Annotated in this window: 19 protein-coding genes; 14 read left to right on the top strand and 5 right to left on the bottom strand. The window is 54.5% G+C overall.

The window, feature by feature from the left end:
• Positions 1-38: 38 nt before the first annotated feature.
• Entirely contained in the window at positions 39-1,103 is a 1,065-nt protein-coding gene (locus tag AC1931_RS10005; protein WP_483877118.1) for a branched-chain amino acid aminotransferase, read from the bottom strand.
• A gap of 254 nt (positions 1,104-1,357) precedes the next feature.
• Between AC1931_RS10005 and AC1931_RS10000 the strand changes: the two genes are divergently transcribed.
• The 5 genes from AC1931_RS10000 to AC1931_RS09980 all read left to right on the top strand — a co-directional run bounded on the left by AC1931_RS10000 (position 1,358) and on the right by AC1931_RS09980 (position 7,825).
• Positions 1,358-2,143, top strand: coding sequence for an SDR family oxidoreductase (locus tag AC1931_RS10000; protein WP_483877117.1), 786 nt, complete (start codon positions 1,358-1,360; stop codon positions 2,141-2,143).
• 3 nt (positions 2,144-2,146) lie between these two features.
• Positions 2,147-3,430: a nickel-dependent lactate racemase family protein gene (locus tag AC1931_RS09995; RefSeq protein WP_483877116.1), complete on the top strand. Its 1,284-nt coding sequence runs from the start codon at positions 2,147-2,149 to the stop codon at positions 3,428-3,430.
• A 33-nt stretch (positions 3,431-3,463) separates the two neighbouring features.
• The gene (locus AC1931_RS09990; RefSeq protein WP_483877115.1) at positions 3,464-5,029 is read left to right on the top strand and encodes a sensor domain-containing diguanylate cyclase; all 1,566 of its coding nucleotides are present in this window, start codon (positions 3,464-3,466) and stop codon (positions 5,027-5,029) included.
• 59 nt (positions 5,030-5,088) lie between these two features.
• A complete protein-coding gene (locus tag AC1931_RS09985; RefSeq protein ID WP_483877114.1) occupies positions 5,089-6,501 on the top strand; it encodes an FAD-binding oxidoreductase in 1,413 nt (470 codons plus the stop codon).
• Positions 6,502-6,568: 67 nt separating this feature from the next.
• The gene (locus AC1931_RS09980; RefSeq protein ID WP_483877113.1) at positions 6,569-7,825 is read left to right on the top strand and encodes a (Fe-S)-binding protein; all 1,257 of its coding nucleotides are present in this window, start codon (positions 6,569-6,571) and stop codon (positions 7,823-7,825) included.
• A 99-nt stretch (positions 7,826-7,924) separates the two neighbouring features.
• Here the strand turns inward: AC1931_RS09980 and AC1931_RS09975 are convergent, their stop codons facing one another.
• From AC1931_RS09975 to miaA, 4 genes are all read right to left on the bottom strand, one after another.
• Complete coding sequence (locus AC1931_RS09975; RefSeq protein WP_483877112.1) at positions 7,925-9,709, bottom strand: ATP-binding cassette domain-containing protein; 1,785 nt, start codon at positions 9,707-9,709, stop codon at positions 7,925-7,927.
• Between the two features lie 84 nt (positions 9,710-9,793).
• Entirely contained in the window at positions 9,794-11,506 is a 1,713-nt protein-coding gene (locus AC1931_RS09970; protein WP_483877111.1) for an FG-GAP-like repeat-containing protein, read from the bottom strand.
• Between the two features lie 136 nt (positions 11,507-11,642).
• On the bottom strand, positions 11,643-12,899 hold the full coding sequence (locus tag AC1931_RS09965; protein WP_483877110.1) for a glycosyltransferase family 2 protein: 1,257 nt from the start codon (positions 12,897-12,899) through the stop codon (positions 11,643-11,645).
• Positions 12,900-13,811, bottom strand: a complete 912-nt coding sequence (miaA, locus tag AC1931_RS09960; protein WP_483877109.1) for a tRNA (adenosine(37)-N6)-dimethylallyltransferase MiaA — start codon at positions 13,809-13,811, stop codon at positions 12,900-12,902.
• Positions 13,812-13,913: 102 nt separating this feature from the next.
• Between miaA and pcnB the strand changes: the two genes are divergently transcribed.
• From pcnB to AC1931_RS09915, 9 genes are all read left to right on the top strand, one after another.
• A complete protein-coding gene (gene pcnB, locus AC1931_RS09955) occupies positions 13,914-15,164 on the top strand; it encodes a polynucleotide adenylyltransferase PcnB (protein WP_483877108.1) in 1,251 nt (416 codons plus the stop codon).
• A 242-nt stretch (positions 15,165-15,406) separates the two neighbouring features.
• Positions 15,407-17,599: a bacteriohemerythrin gene (locus AC1931_RS09950; protein WP_483877107.1), complete on the top strand. Its 2,193-nt coding sequence runs from the start codon at positions 15,407-15,409 to the stop codon at positions 17,597-17,599.
• Positions 17,600-17,744: 145 nt separating this feature from the next.
• Positions 17,745-20,045, top strand: coding sequence for a chemotaxis protein CheA (locus AC1931_RS09945; RefSeq protein WP_483877106.1), 2,301 nt, complete (start codon positions 17,745-17,747; stop codon positions 20,043-20,045).
• Complete coding sequence (locus tag AC1931_RS09940) at positions 20,046-20,552, top strand: chemotaxis protein CheW (protein ID WP_483877105.1); 507 nt, start codon at positions 20,046-20,048, stop codon at positions 20,550-20,552.
• 13 nt (positions 20,553-20,565) lie between these two features.
• The gene (locus tag AC1931_RS09935) at positions 20,566-21,438 is read left to right on the top strand and encodes a CheR family methyltransferase (protein ID WP_483877104.1); all 873 of its coding nucleotides are present in this window, start codon (positions 20,566-20,568) and stop codon (positions 21,436-21,438) included.
• Entirely contained in the window at positions 21,439-22,497 is a 1,059-nt protein-coding gene (locus tag AC1931_RS09930; RefSeq protein ID WP_483877103.1) for a protein-glutamate methylesterase/protein-glutamine glutaminase, read from the top strand.
• 1 nt (position 22,498) lies between these two features.
• Positions 22,499-22,987, top strand: a complete 489-nt coding sequence (locus tag AC1931_RS09925; RefSeq protein WP_483877102.1) for a chemotaxis protein CheD — start codon at positions 22,499-22,501, stop codon at positions 22,985-22,987.
• A gap of 10 nt (positions 22,988-22,997) precedes the next feature.
• Complete coding sequence (locus tag AC1931_RS09920) at positions 22,998-23,876, top strand: HDOD domain-containing protein (protein WP_483877101.1); 879 nt, start codon at positions 22,998-23,000, stop codon at positions 23,874-23,876.
• The gene (locus AC1931_RS09915; RefSeq protein ID WP_483877100.1) at positions 23,876-24,247 is read left to right on the top strand and encodes a response regulator; all 372 of its coding nucleotides are present in this window, start codon (positions 23,876-23,878) and stop codon (positions 24,245-24,247) included. The genes AC1931_RS09920 and AC1931_RS09915 overlap by 1 nt, the downstream gene beginning before the upstream one ends.
• The last annotated feature ends 3 nt before the right edge of the window (positions 24,248-24,250 follow it).

Here is a 24,250-nt window from a genome sequence, read left to right as displayed (position 1 = left end):
ATGCGCCAAGGGGCGCATCTGGTCTTAAGAGACGAGAACTACAGTAATGTGACCCAGCTGTGAGAATCCACTTCCCTGCCGTACTGGATAGCCGTCAGCTTATGATAAAGCTCCATCGTCAGTTTACCGGGCTTGCCGTCGCCCAACTGGACGCAGGAATCTTTGTAGCAAAAGGAACCGACCGGAGAGATAACAACCGCTGTGCCGGTACCAAAAGCTTCGGTTAACCGTCCAGTTTTAGCCCCTTCCATGACCTCATCTACCGTCAAGGCACGCTCCTCAATCTGGTAGCCCATTTCACCAAGCAGCGTCAGGGCACTGCGCCGGGTAATGCCGTCAAGTACGGTTCCACGCAGGGGCGAGGTAATAATCTTTCCGTCATAGACGAACAGCATATTCATGCTGCCGACCTCTTCGACAAAGCGCTTTTCTTTGGCATCAAGCCACAACACCTGGTCGTAACCGTTCTCGGCTGCCTGTTTGGCGGCATAGAGGCTGGCGGCATAATTGCCTCCGGTTTTAGCTTCACCGGTACCGCCTTCGGTAGCGCGCACGTAAAAGTCGGAGATCCAGATTTTTACCGGTGCAACCCCGCCCTTGTAGTAGGCCCCCACCGGCGACAGAATGATGTAGCACAAATATTTGTTAGATGGACGAACCCCGAGCATCGGCTCGGTGGCAATCATGGTCGGGCGGATGTAAAGACTGGTGCCCTGATTATGGGGAACCCAGTCGGCCTCGAGGCGAATCAACTCAAGCAGGGCATCGAGAAAGAAGCCTTCATCGACTTCAGGCATGCACATGCGCCGGGCGCTGCGGTTGAAGCGCACAACATTATCAGCGGGGCGAAAAAGGGCAATGGTGCCGTCGGCGCGACGGAAGGCTTTGAGTCCTTCAAAAATTTCCTGGGCGTAGTGAAAAACCATGGCTGCCGGGTCAAGCACAAACGGGGCGTAAGGTTGAATGCGGGCGGAATGCCAGCCTTTACCACTATCGTACTCCATCACAAACATGCGATCGGTGAACTGTTTGCCGAACACCAGGTTGTTTTCGTCGCTGACCCGTGGCTTGAGATGTTTAATCGGAAGAATTTGCAGATCCATGGCACATATCTCCTGCTGATTGTTTCATGACATTAAAAAAATTATTGTATTTCTTCAGCACCGGGTCGGGGGGCCGGTGACAAAGATGGAGCTGAATAGTTACAAAATATTTAGCACAGCCGTCCGTTCACCTGCAACCATATCCTTGCGCTTACCGGAGGTGGAAAAGTCAGCAGGAACGGTTATTTGACTCTTGTCTGAGGGACTTATGATACAGTAAGGTGATAATTGACTTTTTTACAAGGAGAATATCCATGGATCTGCAATTACAAGGACAGGTAGCACTGGTGATGGCATCGAGTAAGGGGCTGGGAAGGGCGGTCGCCACCCAATTGGCGCTCGAAGGTTGCAATGTCATGCTCACCGGTCGCGACGCGACGGTACTGGAACAAACCCGTAGTGAGATTGCCGCACAGACCACCAGTACAGTAGCCGCCTGCGTGGCCGATATGGCCAAAGCCGAGGATATCAGCAAACTGGTGGCAGAGACCCGCAAACAGCTGGGAGGGATTAACATCCTGATCAACAATTCCGGTGGGCCGCCGGGGGGTGACTTCGATCAGCTCGACGATACCCACTGGCAATCAGCCTTCGAATCGACCCTGCTGGCCTACGTACGGACTATTCGCGCCACCCTGCCCGCCCTGAAAAAAAACGGCGGGCGCATCATCAATATCACCTCCTCATCAGTGAAACAACCGATTCCCGGCCTGCTGCTGTCCAATGCCTTTCGCATGGGGATGCTGGGGCTGGGCAAGAGCTTGGCCAACGAACTGGCCAAGGACAATGTTCTGGTCCACACGGTAGCGCCGGGGCGAGTTGCTACTGATCGCACGGTCTACCTCGATCAACTCAAGGCAGACCAGCGCGGCATTGCCATTGAACAAATTCGCGAAGAAAATCAGAAACTGATTCCCCTTGGGCGCTATGGCAAAACTGACGAATTTGCCCGCGTCGTCACCTTTCTTGCTTCACCGGTTTGTTCATACATGACCGGCGATATTATCCAGATTGATGGCGGCATGATCAAAGGCTATTAAACAATGACCAATGTTGTTTTGAAATACGGCTCCACCAGCATCCCCTGCCATCTGCCCGGTGCCCGAATACTGCAGATGGAGGAGATCGCGACGTCGCGGCCACCGCACCAGCTGGTCACTGAGGCATTAAACAATCCCATCGGCACGCCGCGGTTACAAGGGATTATCAACGCGGGTGAAAAGGTGGTGATCGTCACCTCCGATATAACCCGGTATTCGGCCAGCGAAGTCTATCTGCCCCTGGTGGTTGACGAACTCAATCACTGCGGCATCCCGGATGCGAACATCAGCATCGTCATCGCCCTGGGAATCCATCGTGGGCAGTCAGCAGAGGAACACCGCAAGATCCTCGGCCCTCTCTACGGGCGCATTGCAGTTTACGATCATGATTGTGACGATCCTGAGCAGCTGGTCGACCTGGGAGTGACCGATGGCGGGATCCCGGTGCAGATCAATCGCCGGGTGACGGCAGCAGATCGGGTGATTGTCACCGGCACCATCGGCTTTCATTATTTTGCCGGCTTCGGTGGTGGTCGCAAGGGGCTGGTACCCGGGGTGGCGAGCCGCGAGACCTGCATGGCCAGCCATTTTGCGGTGTTTAATCCGCCGGAAACGGGCGGCAAACATCCATCCGCCGTAACCGGGGTGCTCGCAGGCAACCCGGTCCATCGCAATCTGCTGCAGGCCGCGCAGCGGGTCGAACCCGATTTTCTCCTGAACACCGTGCTGGGCCCGAACAAGGAGATCGTCGCGGTCTTTTGTGGGGAGCTGGAACAGGCACACCTGGCAGGCTGCGAACTGGTACGCTCCCTTTACAGCGTGCCGGTAGCCGCTGCCGCCGATCTGGCGATTATCTCCTGCGGCGGCGAGCCTAAAGACATCAACTTTATCCAGGCGCAAAAAGCCCTTGATTACGGCTGCCGTGCGGTCAAAGAAGGGGGTACGATTATTTTTCTTGCCGCCTGTCGCGACGGCTTCGGGTATCCGACCTTTTTCGACTGGTTCCGCTATCAGGATCTTGAAGAGTTTGAAACCGCCCTGCGCGCAAACTACCAGATCAACGGCCAGACCGCTCATGCCGTGCTGACCCGTTCACGACGCTTCCGGATCCTGCTGATCAGTGAATTCAGCAGTGAGCAAACCGCCGCCATGGGGATGGAAAAATCCCCTGATCTGCAGACGGCGCTCCAGCAGGTCATACCCTCCCTCCCCGGCAATTTTTCCACCGTGATTATTCCCGATGGTGGAACGATCCTGCCGATCGTTACTGCTCCGGCGGCAACCTGAACACGAGCCTTTGGCGACAGGAAAAAACACAGCATGGCAACCCAACAAGAGGTTTTAAAAAAGGTCATCGAATCGGGCTCCCTGCCGACCCTGTCCACGGTCGCCTCGACCCTGATCAACATCACCGGCAAGGAAGAAACCACGACCTATGACATCAGTAAACTGATCGCCCAGGATGTTTCCCTGTCAACCAAAATTCTCAAGGTGGTCAACTCCTCTTTTTATAATTTTCCCAACGAGGTCGGCACCATTCAACAGGCCGTCGCCATCCTCGGCACCAACGCCGTTCGCAGCCTGGTGCTTTCCTTCTCCTTTTTGAATCTTGAACGGCCCCGTCACGGCGGCGGTTTCAACTACGAACAGTTCTGGGAACAGTCGTTAGCGGCAGCGGTCACCGCCAAACTGATTATGGCCAAGGTCTCTTCAGAGCGTGATCCGGAAGACATATTTACCGTCAGCCTGCTGCAGAAGCTCGGCAAGCTGATTTTTGCCAGCGCCTACCGTGAACTTTACGACGAGCTGCTGCAGGAGGCTGACGGGGATGAGGAGCGACTGCTGCAGCTGGAAGAAGAGCGGATCGGCGCTAACCATGCCTTTATTGGCGGCGAGGCGGCGCGTCACTGGAACTTCCCCGACAGTCTGGCAATCCCGATTGCTCACCATCACAACCCGTCAGGGTACGCCGGCAAGAATGCCGGGCTGCTCACTGATATCCGGGTCGCCCACCTGGCGTCCCTGGTCGCCAATATCATGTATTCTGGCAACCCCATTGGCTATCACACACCGTTTCGTGACGGTGCGCGCAAAATGTTCAAGCTCGATACCAACGCCATTGACCAGATTCTGACCAGGGTCAATACCGAAGTGGCTACTGCCGCTGAATATTTTGGCCTGAAAATCCAGGGGACAGCATCAATTCCTGAATTGCTGCAACAGGCCAATATCGAATTGAGTCTGCTCAACATGAGCTATGAACAGATCAATCGCGAACTGGTACAGGCCAAGATGCAACTGGAGAAGTTGACCAAAGAACTGGAAGAAAAAAACACCTACCTCGAAGGGATCGTTAACCTTGACGGCCTGACCGGCATCTATAACCATCGCTATTTCCAGGAATTTCTCGATAAGGAAATCAGTCGCAGCAATCGCCTTGGCAACAAGCTCTGCCTGATTCTGGCGGACATCGACAACTTCAAGAAGTTCAACGACTTCTACGGACACCAGGCGGGAGACTATGTGCTTAAGGAGTTTGCCGGACTGTGTGCCGGCATGATTCGCGAGTATGATCTGAGCGCCCGCTACGGCGGTGAAGAATTTGTTTTCGTGTTACCGGAAACCACCATCCAGGACGCCCTGAAAGTGGCGGATAAAATCCGCACCGAAATTGAACAACATAAATTTGAGTACGATGGCGACGACTATCGAGTAACCGTCAGTCTTGGTGTAGCAGAATTTGACGGCAATGCCAATGAACGGCGGGTCACCAAAACGGTGCTGATTGAGCGTGCGGACCAGGCCCTTTACAGCGCCAAGAAAAAGGGACGTAATCGGGTCGAGGCCTATGCGGAAAAGACCGGCTGGTTCGGCAAGTCAAAGTAGACTTTTCTGGTTATTTATTTATAATAGCCTGCAAAAAAAAAGCAATTGAAAGGCGCCCCATGCTCGATAAAACCATCATCCGTAATCTTGTGCAGATCGTCGGCAAAGAACATGTCCTTACCGACAAAGCCTCACTGATCTGTTATTCCTACGATGCCACCCAGCGCAAATTTCTACCGGCGGCGGTGGTGCATCCCGGCAGCGCCCGGGAAATCAGCCTGATCATGGCCCTGGCCAACCAGCACCGGATCCCTGTTTATCCGCGCGGCGCCGGCAGTGGTTTCACCGGCGGCAGCCTGCCGACCAGTACTGACGGTATTGTCCTTGGCCTGACCCGCCTTAATCGGATCCTCGAAATCGACGAAGAAAATCTGGTGGCGATGGTGGAACCGGGAGTTGTTACCGAAGACTTCCAAAAAGCGGTGGAAAAGGTGGGCCTGTTCTACCCGCCCGACCCGGCTTCCCTGAAAATGTCGACCCTCGGCGGTAACGTTGCCGAGTGTGCCGGGGGTCCGCGTTGTGTTAAATACGGCGTCACCAAGGACTATATCATCGGACTTGAGATTGTTACCCCGACCGGTGACATCATAACCACTGGCGGTCCGACCATGAAGGGGGTGGTCGGTTACGACCTGACCAAACTGATCTGTGGCAGCGAAGGCACCCTGGCGATCATCACCAAAATCATCATCAAACTGCTACCCCTGCCGGAAGCCAAAAAAACCATGCTGGTACTGTTTGACTCCATCGACGGTGCTGCCCGGGCGGTGTCAAGCATCATTCGCAGCAAGATCATTCCGGCAACCCTGGAATTCATGGATGGTCGCACCCTTGACTGCGTACGCGACGCCACCAGCCTGGAAGTGCCGGAGGGCGCCCGCGCCGTATTGATTATTGAGGTCGACGGTGACCGCGAATTTCTCGACAAGCAGGCGCACAGAATCGCCGAGATCATCAAACCATTAGGGGTGGTGGAAACCCGCATTGCCGAAACCCCGGCGGAAAGTGATGCCCTTTGGCAGATCCGGCGTTCGGTATCAGCCTCGCTGCGCCGCGTGAACCCGGACAAATTCAACGAGGATATTTGCGTGCCACGCTCCAAAGTACCTGAGATGATCCGCAAAATAGATAAGATTTCGGACAAATACGGTGTCCCCATTGTTAATTTCGGTCACGCCGGTGACGGCAACATCCATGTCAATATCATGATCGACAGCAAGATTCCCGGTGAGCAGGAAAAAGCCGACCAGGCCATCGCCGATGTCTTTGCCGGTGCCCTGGAACTCGGTGGCACTATGAGCGGCGAACACGGGGTCGGGATCATGAAGGCGCCCTTTGTCGGCATGGAACTGGGCAAGGCCGCCATCGACTACATGAAGACCATCAAAAAAGCCCTTGACCCCAACAACATCCTCAACCCGGGTAAAATCTTCCCAAGTGATGTAAAGCAGAATATAGAAGACAGAATATAGGAGACAGAAGTTAAGACCATTCATTCTGTATTCTACATTCTATATTCTGTATTCAAAGGTATTCACCATGCCCAAACTCAAAACCCTTGAAGATTATCGCGATGAGATAAAGCACTGCGTCAAGTGCGGTGGCTGCCGTGCCCACTGCCCGGCGTTTGGTGCCGAACACCATGAGGGTCGGGTCGCGCGGGGGAAAATAGCCCTGGCAGATGCCCTGCTCGACGGCGAGGTTGATCTCGAAGATCAGTTCCTCCTCGACATGTCCCAATGTCTGCTGTGCGGCAGCTGCTATGCCCAGTGTCCCAACAAGGTCCATACCGAAGAGATCGTCGCCGCTACCCGGCGCGAAATCGCCCGGCGCAAGGGGCTGTCGACTTTCGGTTTCGGCGTCGCGACGGTGCTTAAGCACCCGAAACTGATGAACCTGCTGGCTAAAAGTGGCGGCAAGCTATCGCACCTGTTATTCAAAAAAATCCCTGAAAGCAGCGGCTTGCGCCTGCGTTTCCCTGCCCCTTTCATCAGTGCCGACCGCACCCTGCCACCGGTCACCGCTAAACCCTTGCGGGAACGCTTTCCGGAGCTGATCCCCGGCAAGGAAGGCGCCCCGACTGTCCTGTTTTTCACCGGTTGTGGCATCAACTACATGTACCCGGACAGTGGCGAGGCCTTGATCAAGGCGCTGAAATTTCTCGGGGTAACGATTCTGATTCCCCGGGAGCAGGCCTGCTGTGGTCTGCCGGCAGTATCAGCCGGAGCCAGTGACACCGTGGAAAGACTGGCATCGATCAATCTCGAAATGTTCAGCAAGCACCGCTACGACACCATCGTTACCGCCTGTGCCTCCTGCCACTCGGGCCTGGGGCAGATTTATCCGGGGATGATTAATGGCGAAGGGGATTATCAGAAGAAAATTCGTGACATCTTCGTCTATCTGGTGGAACAGGGACTGCCGGAAAAGCTCGAACAACTCCCCAAGGCCGAAAAATCCATCAAGGTGACCTATCACGATCCCTGCCATCTGCGCAATCATGGCATCACCAAGGAGCCGCGGGCGATCCTCAAAGCCCTGCCCCAGGTCGATTTTGTCGAATTACCGGGGCCTGGAAGTTGTTGCGGGCTGGGAGGAACCTACTCGGTCTATCACTACGATACCAGCAAGAAGATCGGCGCCAAAAAAGCCACCCTGATTGAGGAAAGCGGCGCCGAGCTGGTCGCCACCGACTGCCCCGGCTGCATGATGCAGCTGCAGGACAGCATCAATCACGCCGGCGGCAAACAGCACACCGTCCATATCCTCGACCTGCTGGCTGAAGCGTTGGAATAGGCAGAATAAACAACAGAATACAGAATATAGGAGATAGAATTCAGAAGAAGGGCACAACCTCCTATATTCTATATTCTGAATTCTGCTTTTACGCCCCTCTTACTCCGGAATCTGCTCCAGCTCCTGCCAGCGTCCATAAGCTGCCTCCAACTTCTGCTCTACTGCCTCCAGTCGCTGTTGTGCTGCGGTAATCTTTTCGCTGTTGCGTTGCTGGTAGAAGGTCGGATCGGCCATGGTGGCGTGCAGCTCAGCCTGCTCGCGTTCCAGCTCCTCAATAGTCAGGGGTAATTCTTCCAGCTCCCTTTTTTCCTTGAAGGTCAGTTTGCGTGGCCGCTGTTTACGGGCGAGAGCCACTGTTTTTTCTTTTTGTCCGGTGTCAACCCGTTGCGCCGGCTTCTGCGCCAGCCAATCATCATAGCCACCGATGATCTCTTCGACCTTGCCGTTACCGGTAAACACCAGGGAACTGGTGACCAGATTATTGATAAAGCTGCGGTCGTGACTGACCAGCAATACCGTGCCCTCATAATCAAGGAGTAACTCCTCCAGCAGTTCCAGGGTTTCCATGTCAAGATCATTTGTCGGCTCATCAAGAATCAACAGATTGGCCGGACGGGTAAACAGTTTGGCCAACAGCAAACGATTTTTTTCCCCACCCGACAGAACCCGTACCGGCGTGCGGGCACGTTCAGGGGTAAAAAGAAAATCCTGCAAGTAGCCGTAAATATGGCGCGGCTGGCCATTGATAATAACCTGATCATGATCATCAGCGAGGTTCTGCTTGACGCTGCGGTCGCCATCAAGTTGTTCGCGCAATTGATCAAAATAGGCGATTTCGAGATTGGTTCCCAGGCGCAGGGTTCCGGCCGTCGGCTGCAACTCACCAGTCAGCAACTTAAGCAGGGTGGTTTTTCCACAACCATTGGGGCCGAGCAGGCCGATACGATCACCACGCATGATGCGCAGATCGAGGTTATCGATCAACGGCGGGTTGCCAGGATACGCAAAACCTAATCCTGCGGTCTCAACCACCATGCGCCCGCTGCGCTGTGCCTCGTCAATATTCAGGCGCACCTTGCCGATGCGCTCACGACGCTGGCGCCGTTCTTCGCGGAGCTTGAGCAGATCGCGCACCCGCCCCATATTGCGGGTACGGCGCGCCTTGATCCCCTTGCGAATCCATACCTCCTCTTCGGCCAGCTTTTGATCAAAACGCTCCCAGGCTTTTTCTTCAGCATGCAGAACATCCTGTCGCCGCACGAGAAAGGTGTCGTAGTCGCAGCGATAATCATGCAAGCGGCCACGATCCAGCTCAATAATCCGGGTTGCCAGACGGCGGGCAAAAGCACGGTCGTGGCTGACAAACACCAGGGTCTTGCCGAGCCTCAGCAGCAGCTCCTCAAGCTTGATAATCGCCTCGATATCCAGGTGGTTGGTCGGCTCGTCGAGCAGAATCAGATCAGGCTCAAGAATCAGTGCGGCCGCCAGCAGGGTGCGGCGCTGTTGACCACCTGAAAGGTCGATCGGTGACTCGTCCAGCATCAATTCCAGCCGCCCGGCGAGCTGGTCGATGCGCACCTGCAGGGTGAGTTCATCAATCCCGTGGGCCTGGCCACATTGATGCAGATAGTCTCGCACTGTCCCCGGCCAACGGGCGGGGAAGTCCTGGGGCACATAAGCAGTCCGCACTCCCTGACGGCGCTGGATTTCACCCGCGTCAACCGGCATGTCACCATTGAGCAGGCGCAGCAGTGATGATTTGCCGGCACCGTTGCGTCCGAGCAGACAGATGCGATCACCGGCCTCGATCTGCAGATTGACAGCAGCGAGCAGTTTAGGGCCACCGAACGCCAGACTGACCTGATGGAGGGAAAGAATATTCATGGGGAGTGTCGGGAATCCTGGCAGATTGTAGAAGCAACGGCCGAACCGATCACTGCAGATCAACCCGGCCGTTGTTGAAAGGAGTTATTGCTGCAGCTTGAACACCATCAACGCGGAGTGACCGCGCTGAAGGATGTTTTTTTCCTGAAAACGCATGGCTACCAGTAGATCAAGATCACCGTTATCATCCAGATCAGCAACGACAAAGTCAGCGATATAGCCTTGTTGCACGGGGGTACGCCAGCGCTCTATCAACTGCAGGCTGTTACTGTCCCATTCAAAAGCTACCAGTTGGGCATCAGTAAAAGTACGCAACCCCTGCAGCAATCGCGAACCCTGATTCTGAACGGTCAGAATTTCCCCTGTGGCTAGAGGCTCCAGACGGTGTTGGATGGCCACCGGCACACGATTGCTCGCCTCAGATTCCGGACGGTGATAGAAACTGGCATCCGAACCGCCGAAATGATCGGTGGATTGCCACAGGCGCTCATTGCTGTCGTTGACCAGCTGCAATCGATCAGCGGCCGACAGAGAAATATAGACGGTTTCGCCTGAGGCGGCGGTAACCGGCACCATGCTGAACAGATTGACCCGTGCCGGCAGATCCAAAGCCGCGCCGCGTATTAATCGATCGCGATTGCGTTCAACGCGGAAAACCGGTGGCAAAAAGGGGTCATCACTGCGACTCATGCGCTGGCCGAGGAGAACTGCTCCTTCTCCCGGCAGATCAACCACCCGCATGAACCAGTTGACCATGGTAATAACCCGCTCAAAGCGGCCGTTACGAAACTCGACAACCTGGCTGCGCAGATCAGTGCCAATAACAGCAGTGATGTAGAGTTCGGCCTGACCATCGCCTTCCTGATCATGTGCATCAATAGCGAGCAAGCGTGTCCCGGCAGGGAAATCGACAACCCCGACAGCGACCAGCTGACCATCCTCCATGCGCATGATCCGCAGCTCATTTTCAAGGGCTACAGCGATCTCCGTGCGTCCGTCACCGGTCAGATCAGCACTCGCCAGCGCCACCGGGTTCTCACCCAGGGGCGGGCTGATCCAGACGCCATCGGACTGCTGTTGACGAGCGATCCCCGGCGCTTCAAGGCGCGTATCGCCACGCCCCAGGCCGACGGTACCAAGCAGTGAATCAACACCACGATTAAGGGCACTGCGCTCGGGGTCAACAGCAGCAACCGGCTCGGCTTGACGAATGGTGGGGGTCAGCGAGGCCAGCACCTGCCCCTCGCTGTAACGATAACTGCCGACCAGCGCGCCAGCCACTCCACTGACGCTTAATCGTTCATCCTGCAGATGAAAAACCAAAGCCGTGTCGGCGGTTTCAGGCGGCTGATCAAACCACTCAAAATGGCTCAGATTGCGCTTGAGCTCCTGTGCCAGGGCTTCCGGAACAGAACCATCCATATAAGCAGGAACCTGCTCGAAGCGACGCACCGGATCTCCTGCCTGCAGGTTTAATCCCTCGGTCAGCAGCTTGGCGTAGGAATAACCGGATAAAACCCGCGTCACTTCCAGAAATCCCGCAACATGATCGATACGACCTACAATATCGCGGGTCTGCGGATGGATAATGGTTTCACCGGGGGACATAACTGAAAGGATATCGCCGGGACGGAGATTCTGATTGGCATCCAGATCCACCAGCCAGGAGTCGCCCATGGCCATCAGCACCACCCCATCGACCGGGGCCAGATCCTGTAGCAGCTGACCCGGCAGCTGGGCCAGGGCAAAGGTTGGCAACAAAAATAAAAACAACAGTGTCCGATAAAGCAGTGTCATAGAATCAACCTGTGCTTAGGTTACAAGTTTGGGGGGAAAGCATATTAAAAAACGCATTCTGCCATCAATGCCCTGGTGTAGCCAAGTAAAACCTTGCCGGTACCAGGTTAAAGCAGTGCTGAATAGTTGTAATTATTCAGCACTCACCTTGCCCGGCAACCCCCTGCAATTTTTCGAGCAATCTGAGCTGCGTCACGGCATCACAGTAGCCGGCATATCCGCCCCAGCGCAGTAATTCATCGACCAGCGGGACGGGATCGCCGCTGGTCTGCGTCAGGCGCGTAAGGAGCTGGCGGGTACGCAGGGCGTCAAACCAATGATGAAAGGCGCGCAAACGGTGCTCGTTACCAGCGTGATTACGCTGCAACAGCACCCAGACGGCGGCAAAATTGCGTTCCATCAGAAAACCGGCCAGCTCCGGCGAGATCCGCTGTGCCCGGCTCAGCAGATCTTCTACCGAACGATCGGGCCGCGCTGCTACCAGCAACAACCACTCGCGCAGTAAGGCACAAGCCTGTGCATCAATAAAACGGTAAGCTGGTGCTTCCCCCCGCTGGTGCTGCGCGACAATACGCCCGGTACCAAAAGGTACACGCACAGAACATCGGGGCGCAGGACGCACCACCGTCCCCTTGAGCGCGGCAACCCCGCTGATTTTGTTGATCTGCTGGAGAAAATAGAAATCCTCCCCGGCCAGCCGCCGGTTCATCCCGCCGGCAGCGATGTAGCCCTGCGCCCGGCAGGCAAAAGCGCTGCCGATACTGTGATAGGCGTAGGGCGATCCGGCCTGTTGTAAACCGAACAGGTAGCTGCGCAGGTAGAGCTCATAGGCGCGGATTGCCTCTTCTTCACCGGAATCGGCTCCCGCCTGGTGGCGAAAGGGGAGCACGGTGCCGCTTGGTTGTATTGTGGCAAAATGCCGGAACAGGGCGCTAAGATAATCAGGATCAACCAGGGTGTCAGCGTCGAGAGAGATCAGGAAGGGGTCGTTGTTCCAGTTAAGGCGGTGCAATGCCGCATCAAAGCCGATTCTGCGTGCCATCCCCACCCCCTGCCCGACCGGCAGTTCCAGCCCGGGACTTGCAGCGTCGATCCACGCCAGCTGCAAAGGCAGACAGGGTTGGGATACCAGCCAGGACAAGGTGGTTTCATTGTTGAGGCGCAGTGCCGGCGAAGCATCCGTCCGCTGATTGACCACGACGATCACCAGGGTACGCTGCAACAGCTCAGGAGCGTTGGTCGCAAGAGACTGCAAGGTCGCCGGTAGAGTCTCTGCTTCCGCCAATGCGGGAATGACAATTGCTGCATCAACCACTGACGCACTACTCCCTGCCGGCTGCCAGGGAGTCAGCACCGCCCGACGATGCAGATATTTTTTCAGCCGACGCTGCATCTAGCGATTGATCCGGTAGTGCTCTAGGATGCTACACAGCTGGGCAAACGCATCTTTCTGCCCGTTAAGCCAGTTAATCTGCGTGCCGTGTTTCTCCATGCGCCGGAAAAAGGTTTCCTGGCGCTTGGCGAACTGACCGATGGCGCCGGCAAGTTGCTGAACCATGTCAGTTCGGCGCAACTTGCCCTGGAGGTAATGGGCAATGTACCGATATTCGAGGCCATAAAATTCCAACTGTTCCCAGGTTACTCCGCCGGCATGAAGATTCTCCACTTCTGCAATCAGCCCCTGCTCCAGGCGCTGTTTTAAGCGCTCGCTTATCCGGCGCCGCAGCATCTCACGTGGCCATTTCAAACCGAACACCAGTGGTCGCCAGACAAAGGGATCGACCGGTTCGGCACGGGTTTCTCCGAGGGCAATTTCGTAGGCCCGCAGCAGTCGTTCACGCTCATCAAGGTCGGTGCGATTGTGTTGCCGGGGTTTGATTTCCAGTAGTTTTCGCCGCAACTGCTCATCGCTCCAGGATGATACGTGCTCACGCAGTTGCAGATTAACCGGTACCTCGACCAGATGGTAGCCCTTCAATATCGCATCCAGGTAGAGGCCGGTTCCGCCGCAAATCACCGGTAGCCTGCGACGCTGATGCACAGTGTTGATAGCGGCATAACAGTCATTCTGAAACTGAAACAGGTTATACTCACTGCCGGCCTCGGCGATATCGATCAGGTGGTAGGGAACCTCGCCGTATTCCGTCAAATCCTTACCGGTTCCCAGATCCATTCCCCGGTAGACCTGACGGGAATCGGCGGAGATGATCTCGCCGCCAAAATGACGTGCCACCGCTACGGCCAGGGAGGTCTTGCCACCGGCAGTCGCGCCGAGAATAACCACTGCGTCAATCGTATCTTGCACTGTGAATTACCACCCCTCTGTGACATTTTATGGGTTACAGGGTACGGGTCGAATTGTTATAGTCCGCCTGACATCAACTATGCTTTTAAACACCGGACTGACATGAATTCTGATTTACCTGTTATCCTCAAACGCGACCAGCACCCGATCTCACGCCGGCAGATCGATGAGGACTGTCTCAAGGTTCTGTACCGACTGCACCGTAACGGCTTCAACAGCTATCTGGTGGGTGGCAGCGTGCGTGATCTGTTGCTCGGACGTACGCCAAAAGATTTCGACATCGCCACCGATGCCACCCCCAATCAGATCAAGCGCCTGTTCCGCAACTGTTTTCTGGTTGGACGCCGGTTTCGCCTCGCCCATATCCGCTTTGCCGGCAACAAGGTGATCGAAGTCGCGACCTTTCGCCGTGAGGTCACAGCTGGAGAACTCCCGGAAAATCCGGACGATCATCTGCATTTTGTCCAGAACCTTTTCGGCTCTCCTTGTGAAGATGCTTACCGCCGCGACTTCACCATCAATGCCCTGTTTTACAACATTGCTGATTTCAGCGTGATCGATCATGTCGGCGGCCTTGCCGATGTAAATCAACGCCGGATTCGCGTCATCGGCGATCCGCTGATCCGTTTTGTCGAAGATCCGGTACGCATGTTGCGCGCCATCGAGTTTGCTGCGCGTCTCGATTTCAAGCTCTGCGATAATATTGTTCCGGCCATCGATCAACACAAAGAACTATTGGCAACGGCTGCGCCGGCCCGGGTGCGCGAAGAAATCATGGCGCTGTTCCGTTACGGCATTGCCGCACCGGTGCTGCATCAGTGCCGCGAACTGGGAATGCTCCCTCATTTGCTCGCCGGTTATCCCGGCACCGACGAGGGGATTGCCATGCTCGCGCAGGTCGATGCCCGCACCCACGGCGGCATCACCATCGATGAAAGCTTTGCCCTGGCTGCTCTTTATCTGCGCCTGTTCATGGATAGCTGCCCGCCGGAACGCGGCACCCCCATTACAACTGCCCTGCAATCCGCCAACGATATCCTCACCCCCCACTGCCGCTATTTCAGTATAGCCGCCGGCATCCGTCTGCAGGCACGTGATCTGCTCATCGGTTGCTTCCGCCTGGTTCGCGGTCGCGGTCAGCGCGGCGAACAGAAATTTCTGCGCCATCCTGCCACCGTCTCGGCCCTGGAACTCTTTACCCTCTGGACGAAGGTCCGACCCGATCTGCTCCCACTGCTGCAACAGTGGAACAGCGCGGTCTTTACCCCCGCCAAACAACTGGATGCTCCGGCTCGCCGCAATCGCCGGCGGCGTAAAAAAAGCTCAGCCCCAAAATCTCACAGCCAGCGCTAAATATAACATACCTGCCCGGCAAGGTCCCGCAATGCCCGACCAAAGGTACGTGAGATTTTACTCCTGAACTATCCTTGCGTGCCACCAGCCCTTTCAGACACCACTGAGAACCAGATTATCGATAATTAAATTTTTTTATTTGTGCATCCTTTTTCCGTTGCGCTGCGGACAACAACATGATAGATTATTAATGATTATGGGCCAATCCTCTTCTTACTATCTTTACACAACAGGAAAAGATCATGAAATTAAACAGTATCCAGACCAAAGTGGGCGGGGGCCTCGTTCTTATTCTGCTGGTGATCCTTGGTATCAGCTTCACCCTGTCGGCACTGCAAACACGTGGCATTGTACGTGAGCAGGAAACAGAGGCCCTGAGTGCACTACATGATACGATCCTGGAGCAGGCGCAGGGAGTGTTCAGCAGTCTGGAGATTGGGACCAAGGGATCCCTCGAGCGTGGCGAAATGGATGTTTTTGATGAACTGGTCGTCGGACTGGGTGAGGTCCCCGGCGTCATTGAAGTCGGTTTGACCAACCCGCAGGGGGTAACCATCTACTCAAGCCTGCGGGATAAAATCGGCTCTCGTCAACCGGCGATGAACATCACCAGCACCGACGAGAACTACAGCCTCAAGCAGGAAAACTCGACGAGCTATTTCATGGCCCATGGCCACATGTTTCAATCCCACTGCATGGGGTGCCACCCCGACGCTGAAGAAGGCACCCTGTCCGGTGTTCTCTATGTGGATTTCAGTCTCGACAAGCTCAACCAGGAGCGGGAACATCTGCTGCAGATGGCCGCCGCCGGCAATCGCAGCAGCCTGATCAGCAGCCTTGTCCTCGGATTTAGCTGCCTCATCATCATCTGGCTGGCTTTGTTGCTCATGCTCAGGAAACTGGTGGTTGCTCCCCTTACACGCGTAAGAAAGGTTCTGACCGACATCGGTCACGGTCACCTGGATGAACGACTTAATCTGACCCAGAATGATGAACTTGGCGAAACCGGGAGAACCCTGGATGCACTGGCGGACAGCCTGCAAAATGAGATTGTCGCGCCATTGCAACAACTGGCCAAAGGCGATCTGACCTTTGAAGTGACCCCTCATGACCATCATGACACCCTGCGCAACGCCCTGCAAACTCTCGGCGAGGATCTGAACCAGATCATTGCCGGCATCCAGGCGGCAGGAGAGGAGATCGACAGCGGCAGTGCCCAGTTAAGCGAATCGGCACAGCATTTATCCGATGGGGCATCGACCTCGGCAGCTTCGGTTGAAGAGATCAGCAGTTCGATGAACCAGATCGGCAGCCAGACCAACGCCAGCGCCGAAAATGCCCGTCAGGCCAGCGAACTTGCCACCTCGGCGCGATCTGCAGCGAATGTCGGCAGTGAGCGCATGACGGAAATGATCGGGGCCATGAAGGATATCAGTGATGCCGGTCACAATATCAGTAAAATCATCAAAGTCATTGATGAAATTGCCTTCCAGACCAACCTTCTCGCCCTGAATGCCGCGGTGGAAGCAGCTCGTGCCGGTCAACATGGCAAAGGGTTCGCGGTTGTCGCCGAAGAGGTACGCAATCTGGCAGCACGCAGCGCCAAAGCCGCAGCAGAAACGGCAGAGCTGATTGAGGGTTCGGTAGCAAAAACCGCCAATGGCTCCCAGATTGCCGAAAGAACCGCGAATGCGTTAAAAGAGATTGTCAACTCCATCGGCAAGACGTCCGATCTGATCGACGAAATTTCAGTTGCCAGCCAGGAGCAGGCGCAGGGTGTCAGCCAGATCAACACCGGTCTGCAACAGATCGACCAGGTCATTCAGCAAAACACCGCAACCGCAGAAGAAAGTGCCGCGACCAGTGCCGAGCTTGCCGGTCAGGCAGCACAGCTCAAACATCAACTTAGCCGCTTTATCCTGAAAAATCATGACTCGACGTCACGGGCACCGAGCGGCGTCAGAAACCAACTTCCCGCCGCGCCGTCCGGCTGGGGCCAGTCGGGAGTAACCACCCCATCAATTGGTCATAACGGCACCCTGGCCTGGAAGGACAGCTTCAACACCGGTATCAGCCTGATGGATAAACAGCATCGCCGCCTGCTCGATCTTATCAACCAGCTCTTTGTTTGCATGAAAGATGGTGGCGACCGGATGATGGTTGGGCAGATTGTCGATGAACTGGTGAATTACACCGTAACTCACTTTCGCGCTGAAGAGGATTTGATGCGCAAACACAAATTTCCTGGTTATGAGGCCCACTGCCGTATTCACAAAAGCTTCATCGACAAGGTAAGTACGTTTGTCGGCAAACTCAAATCCGGAGAGAGAATGGCGCCCGCCGATGTGTACAAGTTTCTGAAGGACTGGCTGGTCAATCATATCGAGCAGGAAGACCGCGATGGATATGGGCGCTTTATTGCCCATAAGCAATGAGCCGCAAAAAAACCTTTTATCCATGAACCCTCCGGCTATCAGAAATATCATTAAATCCTTTATTTCTGATAGCCGGCTGACTATTATTAATCATTGTTTAATTTGCAACCTAGTCTGTATGTATGTTGCTTAGTGGGGATCCGCCATGAGTATGCACCTCGACGACGATCAGATTGAAATCATTCAGGAGTTTGTCACCGAAAGTCGGGACATGATTGAACAGCTTGAACCTGCGATCATTGAGTTGGGGCAAAACAGCGATCCCGAAACCATGAATGCCATCTTCCGTCTCTTCCATTCGATGAAAGGCAGCGCCGGTTTTCTCGAGTTCACTCACCTGACCCGGGTCGCTCATGCCGCCGAAAGCCTGCTTGATTTGATTCGCAACAAGGAGATGGAACTGATACCGGAGCACGTCACCCTCTTCTGTGCCGCTTGTGATTTCTCTAAAGATGCCCTTGATGCCGTTGATGCCAGTTTCAGCGACGACGCTATGAGTGCTGCGGCCGATACTATTTCTGCGCAACTCCATCAGGCCATCGATGGCCCCGCCACTGGCAGCACAGAAGGTTCTGAAGATGTTATTGCCGACACTTCTGCCGCCTCTGTATCCGGCGAACCGGAACTGGTTTTTCCAGAGATGGAGATCACCGAGGAAATGCGCAACAGTTTTGTACAGGAAAGCAACGAGCTGTTGCAAAACGCAGAACAGGGACTGCTCAATTGGGGAGAGCATCCTGAGGACCCTGATTCCATCGGCGATATTTTTCGCAATATTCATAGTTTCAAGGGAAACTGCGGGTTTTTTGGCTTTGGCCACCTGGAAAAACTCAGTCATCAGATGGAAAATGTCCTTGATCGGGTGAAGTCCGGCTCCAGGCTCGCGGTTGACAACCCAACTGAGCAGCTCCTGGCAAGCCTCGATCTGCTGCAACAGGGGTTGAACAATATTGCCGACGGCAAAGAGGATTTTATCGAGGATCTTGACTCCCACCTCGAAGACCTGAAAAACCTCATAACCCCCCTGCTCGGCGATCTGCTGGCCGAGGAAGGGGTTGATAAACTGGCGATCTCTTCTGCCGTGGAAATCCAGAAAAAACCGGTCGGCGAAATCCTAATGCAACAGGGGAGTGCTACCCCGGAGCAGCTTGCCAAGGCGCTTAAACGCCAGCAGGAGTCAAGTGATGAGGCCAAATCCAAAGCCAAACCGGTGTCCCGTTCCAAGGTTCCGGCTAAACGCCAGGATATTCGCGTTGAACTGGGCAAACTCGATAATCTGATCAACCTGATCGGTGAGATGGTTATCGCCGAAAACATGCTGATTCACAACCCCGACCTCAAAGGGTTAGAGCTGGAAAACTTCGGCAAGGCGGCGCAGCACATGTCGAAACTGGTACGGGAACTCCAGGAAATGGCCATGTCCATCCGGATGATTCCGGTTTCCGGCCTGTTCCGGCGCATGATCCGGCTGGTTCATGATATCTCTGTAAAAGCGGGCAAAAAGGTTGATCTGCAACTGATCGGCGAAGAAACGGAAATTGATAAAACCGTCATCGAGACCATCACCGACCCCCTCGTTCACCTGTTGCGCAACTCCCTCGATCATGGCCTTGAAACTCCCGCCGAACGGAGTGCCAACGGCAAAACGGAAAAAGGGACAATCAAGCTCTCGGCACGCCACGAAGAAGGTGAAGTGTGGGTCACCATTGAAGATGACGGCCGCGGCTTAAACCGCGATAAAATTCTTGAGAAAGCCATCAGCAAGGGACTGATTGAAGGGGACGGCTCCGACATGACGGACAAACAGATCAACAACCTGATCTTTGCTCCGGGTTTCTCCACCGCCGCCCAGGTTACCGACATATCCGGCCGTGGTGTCGGTATGGATGTTGTAAAAAGAAACCTTGAAAAGATTAAAGGCAAGATCGATATCACCAGTAAGTTTGGCCAGGGCACCCGCATCAATCTGCGCATCCCCCTGACTCTGGCGATCATTGACGGTATGATGGTACGGGTTGGCACCACCACCTGTATCGTTCCAACCCTCTCTATCCTTGAGGCCTATCGCCCCGAGATGAGTCAGATTACCGTCACCCCTGACGGCGACGAACTGGCGCGGGTCAGGGAACACTTTTTTCCGGTTGTCCGCTTGCATCAGATTCTTAATAAAAAACCCGACTCAGAACAACTCTGCGACGGCATCCTGATTGTTCTCGAATACCAGGACAGCCGTTTCTGCCTGTTTATCGATGAAATCCTCGGCCAGCAGCAGACCGTTATCAAAGGACTGTCTGATTTTATCGGCACTGTTCCTGGTGTTTCCGGTTGTACCATCCTTGGCGATGGCGGTGTCAGCCTGATTCTCGATGTCGGCACCCTGGTTGAATCATTTGACAGCAAAAAAGAACTGGCTGATGCCGCAGCAATCAGTAAAGGAGACAAATAAATGGCAGGAGATCTCTCTCTGAATGGCTCAGATAACGAAGACACCCAGAAGGACAAATACCTCACCTTTCACTTAGCTGGTGAAAACTACGGCATTGAAATATGTTATGTTATTGAAATTATTGGAATTCAATCGATTACGGAAGTTCCCGACATGCCCGCCTTTATCCGTGGCGTCATCAACCTGCGCGGCAAGGTGATACCGGTCATGGATGTGCGTGCCCGTTTCAGACTGCCGGCGCGCGATTATGATGATCGTACCTGCATTATTGTCATCAATGTTGACTCCACCGAAGTTGGTCTGGTTGTTGATGAGGTCAGCGAGGTTGCGGATATCCCGGAAAACCACGTGGAACCGGCACCACGCACCAGCAAAAACAGCGATAACAGCTATATCCAGGGGATGGGAAAAATGAACAATCGCGTCATCATTCTGCTGGATGTTCACAAGCTGTTGTTCAGTGGTGAAATGCAGCGACTGATTCAGAGCGACGGCGACGAAGAATAAACGGATAACCTTCATGGATAACAACAGCACCATACAGGCTCCACAGTATACCAACACCATGTCGATCTCGGACCGGGAGTTTGTCCAGCTGCGCAATCTGATTCATGAACGCTTCGGCATCAACCTGACCGATCAGAAACGTTCGCTGCTCGTCGGCCGCTTGCAAAAACTGATGCGCAACCTTGGGCTGTCAACCTTTTCTGCTTATTTTGACTATCTGGCCGGCGACAAAACGGAAAAATCCCTGGGTGAACTGGTCGATCTGATCTCGACCAACCACACCTACTTCAACCGTGAAAAAGACCACTTCGACTATTTTGCCGAAACCGCATTGCCGGCCACCATTAACAAACTCAGACAGCAGAATCGCAAGGAATTACGGATCTGGTGCGCCGGCTGTTCCAGTGGTGAAGAACCCTACACCCTGCTGATGCTGATGATGGAATATCTGGGTAATGACTACGGCAAATGGGACGCGGGCATCCTGGCGACCGACATCTCCGATCGGGCATTGACCATTGCTCGTTATGGTGTTTATGCCGCTGAGCGGGTCAAGCAACTGCCGGAAAATCTACGGCGCAAATATTTTACTGCAGCCGGCAACGACAATATGGCCGTGATCGACAAGGTCAAAAGAGAAGCGACCTTCAGACGCTTCAATCTGATGAACTCCAGCTTTCCTTTCAAAAAACCCTTTCACATGATCTTCTGCCGCAATGTCATGATTTATTTTGACCAGCCAACCCGTGAAGCCCTGGTCCAGCGCTACCATCAGTGTACTGAGCCTGGCGGGTATCTTTTTATCGGCCATTCAGAAACCCTGGGACGCAGTCAGACCCTTTACAATTACCTGAAACCGGCGCTCTACCAGAAGGGAACCCTGTAAATGAAACGCAAAATCCGGGTGCTGATAGTTGATGATTCTGCCCTGGTTCGTAATATCCTCAGCCAGGGCCTTGCCCTCGACCCGGCCATTGAGGTGGTAGGAACCGCTTCTGATCCTTATATTGCCCGTGATCGCATCCTAGAGCTGGAACCTGATGTCCTGACCCTCGATGTCGAAATGCCGCGCATGGATGGGGTCGCGTTTTTGCGCAAATTGATGCCGCAATACCCCATACCCGTGGTGATGGTCAGTTCCCTGACCCAACGTGGCAAGCAGATCACGATGGAGGCGCTGGACGCCGGTGCGGTCGATTTTGTTGCCAAACCAACCAGTAATGTGACTGCCGGGCTCAATTCCATGCTGATGGAACTGCGCACCAAGGTCAAGATTGCCAGCGGGGCCAATGTTTCCCACTGGAAAGGCAAACGGGTCGATCCCTCGACCGCCGGCACAGTCGGTAAAGCCACTGCCCTGGCGGAGTCGACCGACAAGGTCATTGCTATCGGGGCGTCGACCGGTGGAACCGAGGCGATTCGGCGGGTGCTGGAGGATTTTCCAGCGACAACCCCGGGAACGGTTATTGTCCAGCACATGCCGAGCGGTTTTACCAAAATGTTTGCCGATCGCCTGAATCAGCTCTGTGCCATGCAGGTTAAAGAAGCCGAGCAAGGTGATCGCGTACGTACCGGCCTGGTCCTGATAGCGCCCGGCGGCGTACAATTTGAGGTGGTTCGCAGCGGCGGTTTTTACGTGGTGCGCCTGGGAGGCCCGGAAAAAGTCAGTGGTCACTGCCCTTCAGTCGATGTGATGATGCATTCGGTGGCAAAACATGTCGGCGCCAATGCGATTGGTGCCATGCTTACCGGGATGGGTTCAGACGGCGCCGATGGAATGCTGTCCATGTATCAGGCGGGTGCCCGCTGTATTGCTCAGGATGAGGCTACATCGGTGGTTTTTGGCATGCCTAAAGTAGCTTATGAAAAGGGAGGAGCACAAAGCCTGGTGCCCCTCGATCACATTGCAACTTCCCTGTTGAAGCTGCTGGCGGAGAAAAAATAAGATGGGGCAAATGATACTTGGTGTCGGCGACTACGGTGCGTCGAATAACGCGGAGGACAGCATTAAAACTTTTGCGCTGGGTTCCTGCGTATCCGTGATTTTTCTTGATCCGAAAACACGCTGCGTCGGCATGGCCCACATTGCTCTGCCGGACTCCTCCATCAACAAGCAGAAAGCCACTGAAAAACCCGGTTATTTTGCCGATACCGCGATTCCGGAGCTGCTGGCGCAAATGGCGAACATGGGTTGCGACAGGCGCGGCAAGGGGATCATCGTCAAACTCTGTGGTGGCGCCAACGTCATGGATACCAACGACACTTTCCAGATCGGCAAGCGCAATGCACTGGCGATCAAAAAAATCCTCTGGTCTTACGGCATGGGAGCCATTGCTGAAGATCTCGGTGGAAACTACAGCCGTACCGTTTCCATCTCGGTTGCGGCAGGACAGGTCACACTCAGCTCACCCGGCAAGCCGAACTGGCAGCTTTAGGAGAAACATCATGGTAAAAAAAATCAATCCGACTGAGCTGCAGACAATTGTTTCATCGGTACCCATGATCTCTGCCAGCGCCAGCCGCCTTCTGCAGATCACCTCGCAACCTGATCATGAAGTGATGGATGTGGTCAACCTGGTGAAAACCGACGCCAACCTGACTGCCAGGATTCTTAAAGTGGTCAATTCTGCAGCCTATGGTCTGGTCAACCAGATCACCTCTGTCGATCGCGCCGTTTCCTATCTGGGGCAGCAGGTTATTGTCAGTATTGCTATTGAAAGCTGTGCCGGTGAACTGTTTGCTAAAGAACTTTCAGGCTATGAAGCGGCTGGTGGCGATTTGTGGAAACACGATCTGCGCGCCGCTATTGCAGCACGCGAGGTGGTGATTCAATCGGGAGCAGATCTCAGCCCTGATCTGGCCTTCACCGCCGGGTTGCTGCACGACATCGGTAAAGCCCTGATCTCTGATTATCTGCGCGGCAGTGCGCCGGAGGCGGTCGAGCTGATCAGCAGCCACGACAGCCTCGATTATCTGGCCGCAGAAGAAGAACTGGTCGGAGTGGATCATACGATTGCCGGCGAAGCCCTTGCCATCGCCTGGCAGCTGCCGTCGGAACTGGTTTCAGCGATTCGTCATCATCATCAACCATCTCTGGCGCAGGACGTCTTCCGTCCACTAGTGTATGCAGTGCACCTGGGTGACAGTATCGCCATGATGGGTGGCTTCGGTACCGGCTCCGACAGCATGCGCTACAAGCTCGACCCGCGCTATTCCGACTATTTTCAAATTAATGCAAATATTCTGGCGAATGTTATGCTGACAGTAGATACAGAATTTAACAAACTGACAGAATCGCTGTCTGACCAGGGAGAAAAAAGCTGATGAAACGCATTATTATTGCTGATGACTCCGCAACCGCGCGGATGTTCATTAAACGTTGTCTGCAGATTGTCGGTCTTGGCGATGCTGAATTTATTGAAGTTGAGGACGGCAAACAGGCTCTTGAAGCCGCCAAGGAACAACCGGCAGATCTGTTGTTAACTGACCTGAACATGCCGGTGATGGATGGGCAGACCCTGGTTAAATGGGTCAAGGCAAGCCCAAAACTGTGTGATATGCCGATCATCGTCATCACCAGTGCCGGCAACCCCGCCAAAGAAGCACAACTACTTGAACTTGGTGCTTATCGGGTGCTTAACAAGCCGGTTTCACCGCCGATGATGATGGACGCTCTGGAAAAATTTCTGGATTAACAG

The organism is Pelovirga sp. C15f (assembly GCF_057178085.1).
This window is presented reverse-complemented; position numbering and strand designations above follow the sequence as displayed.

Excerpts from the sequence above, each read along its gene's own strand:
- AC1931_RS09940 (WP_483877105.1), top strand. The coding sequence starts at position 20,046 with ATGGCAGGAGATCTCTCTCTGAATGGCTCAGATAACGAAGACACCCAG.
- AC1931_RS09990 (WP_483877115.1), top strand. The coding sequence starts at position 3,464 with ATGGCAACCCAACAAGAGGTTTTAAAAAAGGTCATCGAATCGGGCTCC.
- AC1931_RS09925 (WP_483877102.1), top strand. The coding sequence starts at position 22,499 with ATGGGGCAAATGATACTTGGTGTCGGCGACTACGGTGCGTCGAATAAC.
- AC1931_RS09965 (WP_483877110.1), bottom strand. The coding sequence starts at position 12,899 with ATGCAGCGTCGGCTGAAAAAATATCTGCATCGTCGGGCGGTGCTGACT.
- AC1931_RS10000 (WP_483877117.1), top strand. The coding sequence starts at position 1,358 with ATGGATCTGCAATTACAAGGACAGGTAGCACTGGTGATGGCATCGAGT.
- AC1931_RS10005 (WP_483877118.1), bottom strand. The coding sequence starts at position 1,103 with ATGGATCTGCAAATTCTTCCGATTAAACATCTCAAGCCACGGGTCAGC.
- pcnB (WP_483877108.1), top strand. The coding sequence starts at position 13,914 with ATGAATTCTGATTTACCTGTTATCCTCAAACGCGACCAGCACCCGATC.
- AC1931_RS09985 (WP_483877114.1), top strand. The coding sequence starts at position 5,089 with ATGCTCGATAAAACCATCATCCGTAATCTTGTGCAGATCGTCGGCAAA.
- AC1931_RS09935 (WP_483877104.1), top strand. The coding sequence starts at position 20,566 with ATGGATAACAACAGCACCATACAGGCTCCACAGTATACCAACACCATG.
- AC1931_RS09945 (WP_483877106.1), top strand. The coding sequence starts at position 17,745 with ATGAGTATGCACCTCGACGACGATCAGATTGAAATCATTCAGGAGTTT.
- AC1931_RS09930 (WP_483877103.1), top strand. The coding sequence starts at position 21,439 with ATGAAACGCAAAATCCGGGTGCTGATAGTTGATGATTCTGCCCTGGTT.
- AC1931_RS09950 (WP_483877107.1), top strand. The coding sequence starts at position 15,407 with ATGAAATTAAACAGTATCCAGACCAAAGTGGGCGGGGGCCTCGTTCTT.
- AC1931_RS09970 (WP_483877111.1), bottom strand. The coding sequence starts at position 11,506 with ATGACACTGCTTTATCGGACACTGTTGTTTTTATTTTTGTTGCCAACC.
- AC1931_RS09980 (WP_483877113.1), top strand. The coding sequence starts at position 6,569 with ATGCCCAAACTCAAAACCCTTGAAGATTATCGCGATGAGATAAAGCAC.
- AC1931_RS09915 (WP_483877100.1), top strand. The coding sequence starts at position 23,876 with ATGAAACGCATTATTATTGCTGATGACTCCGCAACCGCGCGGATGTTC.
- AC1931_RS09920 (WP_483877101.1), top strand. The coding sequence starts at position 22,998 with ATGGTAAAAAAAATCAATCCGACTGAGCTGCAGACAATTGTTTCATCG.
- AC1931_RS09995 (WP_483877116.1), top strand. The coding sequence starts at position 2,147 with ATGACCAATGTTGTTTTGAAATACGGCTCCACCAGCATCCCCTGCCAT.
- AC1931_RS09975 (WP_483877112.1), bottom strand. The coding sequence starts at position 9,709 with ATGAATATTCTTTCCCTCCATCAGGTCAGTCTGGCGTTCGGTGGCCCT.